This is a genomic window from Intestinibacter sp. (assembly GCF_034113885.1).
Classification (GTDB): Bacteria; Bacillota; Clostridia; order Peptostreptococcales; family Peptostreptococcaceae; genus Intestinibacter.
On record NZ_JAXEWM010000082.1, the window covers coordinates 1 to 2,455 of the forward strand.

General features: G+C 31.1%; 2 protein-coding genes and 1 pseudogene. All 3 read right to left on the reverse strand.

The genetic code is table 11. From position 1 onward, the window contains the following. Positions 1–491, reverse strand: a 491-nt coding sequence (locus SPD90_RS04875) for a DUF6063 family protein (RefSeq protein ID WP_320924484.1), incomplete at its 3' end; no start/stop codon positions are given. Between the two features lie 12 nt (positions 492–503). Continuing rightward, the gene (locus tag SPD90_RS04880; RefSeq protein ID WP_320924485.1) at positions 504–2,105 is read right to left on the reverse strand and encodes a hypothetical protein; all 1,602 of its coding nucleotides are present in this window, start codon (positions 2,103–2,105) and stop codon (positions 504–506) included. 8 nt (positions 2,106–2,113) lie between these two features. Further along, positions 2,114–2,455: pseudogene (locus tag SPD90_RS04885) on the reverse strand (hypothetical protein); the annotation flags it as partial.

Here is a 2,455-nt window from a genome sequence, read left to right on the forward strand (position 1 = left end):
TCCCATTTTTCGTATATATTTTCGTACGCTATACCACTGTCAGCTTGTATTTTTTCTAAATCCTCTCTCTCAACAGCTTCCTTTAGCCTATCGCTTATTATATTTAAAAATTCGCCACCTCTTAGAGAATCCCTAGACTTAGAATCTCTTCCCTGTGAGCTGTAAAACTCAACTAATAAAGTAAGTATTACAAATTGAGATAGGTAGTAATCCTTATCAGTAGCATTAGATTTGCAGAGCTCCTTTTTTAGCTCGTTCTTTGAAAATCCCAGAAAATTATTGTCCTCATTTGGAATCAAATATATAGTCGTGCCGTATTTTTCTACCTTCACATTAAAAGCTTCACCTTGGCTTTTCACGAGGTTCATTATCTCCTGACTCTCGCAGTAATCTCTAAAATACTCTGGTGAATCCTCTTCATTTATCTCCTTATTACTGACTAAATAATAAAAAATATTATTCGCCAATTTTATATCATCTATATTATACATATTTTTCTCCTATTAATCGCATTCAAATACTATATCTGAACAATTTAAAACCTTTATAAATTTATCGTCGGTTTCTACTTCGTAAAATTTGACCTTTTTATTTTCTTCATTTTTATATATTTTAATATTTTCGATAAAGCTTAAATCAATGTCATTTTCAACGATATTCAATAACATCTCGCTCAAATTAAATTCATAATCCTCACTATCGTATATAGACTTGTTTTTTTCTTCCTTAAGCACATTTATATCGATTTCTCTAGATGATAAAAAGTTGATTACCACCTCTCTAAAAATCTCTATATTTGGAATTAAGCTTCGTTTTAGATTTTCGTCTTCGTTTGCAACTGAGCTTATCTCATATAACGAAATTTTTTTGTTTTCCTTAAAAAACTCCAATATAGTCTTTATACAAATTTCGTATTTTTTAAGCTTTTCTCTCCTTTGAAGCTCTTTTTCTCTCGAATACTCCTCTTCGTCAAATTCTATCTCCTCATCTGACTCTATATCTTCCTTTTTTATAGCTCTTTGGTACTGCAAACATTTATTTATATTGTAGATTTTATCAGGCTTTGATATAAAAAGAGGTCTAAGCACATTGTCTAAATTGTCTAGTTTACTCGAGTCATCTAAAACTTTGTCGTATAAATCAGTCTGTATATTATACCTCTTTATGATAGACATAGTCGTCATCTCCTCTAGTTGCTTTGAATAGACTGATTTGAAATCAAAATGAGCTCCAAGTAATTTTTGCTGCTCATCTAGAGATGAATTTATGTATCTTTGTATCTCGTTTAAATTTTTTAAATTTTCCTTCTCCTTTTGATCTAGTTTCTTTACGTTTATATTTTTTTCAGTTAAATCAGCTATATTTTTTTCAACCGAATTTCTATGGTGAAATAGCTTAATCCTTATACTATCTAAGGATTCTATATTTTCATTTAACAAAACCTTGTACTCCTCAACAGAGTAATTTAGCACATTTTGTCTAATTCTCCTAACAGCATCGTTCATCTTTTGGATTTGTATCCTGATTAGATTGAACATATTTTTTATATCGTCAACTGCCTTTTTGTACTCCGCCTTTTTCAAATGCTCCTTAAAAATAATCTCCTGTATAGTTATACTCAAATTATTTTCTATCTCCAAGGTCGAAAGCATAAGGTTGTACCCATCGTTACTCAATCGATACGAAACTCTTCTAATTGTATTGTCTACATATACAATTTTATTTTCTAAAAAGCTTATATGTATATCCTTGTACTCATTTTCCGCGAAATCAAACCCCTGAAAATACATAGTCTTCCCCTCATCACAGAGCACCGTATTTACAACAAAATCCGCGAGCTTTACACATTCATCGTAAGTAAGTGGCTTCTTAAAGCTCCTATTGTTCACATCATCTATAAATGCAGCGATATCGTCAATCGTACATATTTCGTCCTTCAAAGACTCCTCCATTATAAACAACAACACCGCAAAAACAAAATTTATAGCCTCATAATCCTCTTCAAAATGGAAATTTTTCCATCTCTGCTTGGATATAGTATTTCTTACGATGAGGGCATACACCCCTACCTTTTTCATACGCTTCTCAAAATCCTTTAAAAACATACTTCCTCCTAAAAATCTCCTACATTTAATATCTCCTGAGGTATATACAATCCCGATTTTAAAATATCCTCTATCTCATTTTTATAATATTCATCAAAATAGCTCATGAATTTACTATCTATATTCTTATTTTGATTTTGGCTCGAAACAGGAAGATTTATACCTAGATTTTTATATTTTTGAATCATTTTTTTATACCCCTCTACAAAAGGCTCAATCTTATACTCATCCTCAAATATTTCCGAAAGCTTCTCATATATCAAAATCCCCTCGTAATCCAAGTCCCCAAAATAAAGCAATTTATTCTCGCGATTAGACAAATACGGCTCCACGCATAAATCAAAATCCTC

Bases quoted from the DNA above. Each gene is read 5' to 3' on its own strand.
- SPD90_RS04880 (WP_320924485.1), bottom strand. From the start codon at position 2,105: ATGTTTTTAAAGGATTTTGAGAAGCGTATGAAAAAGGTAGGGGTGTAT.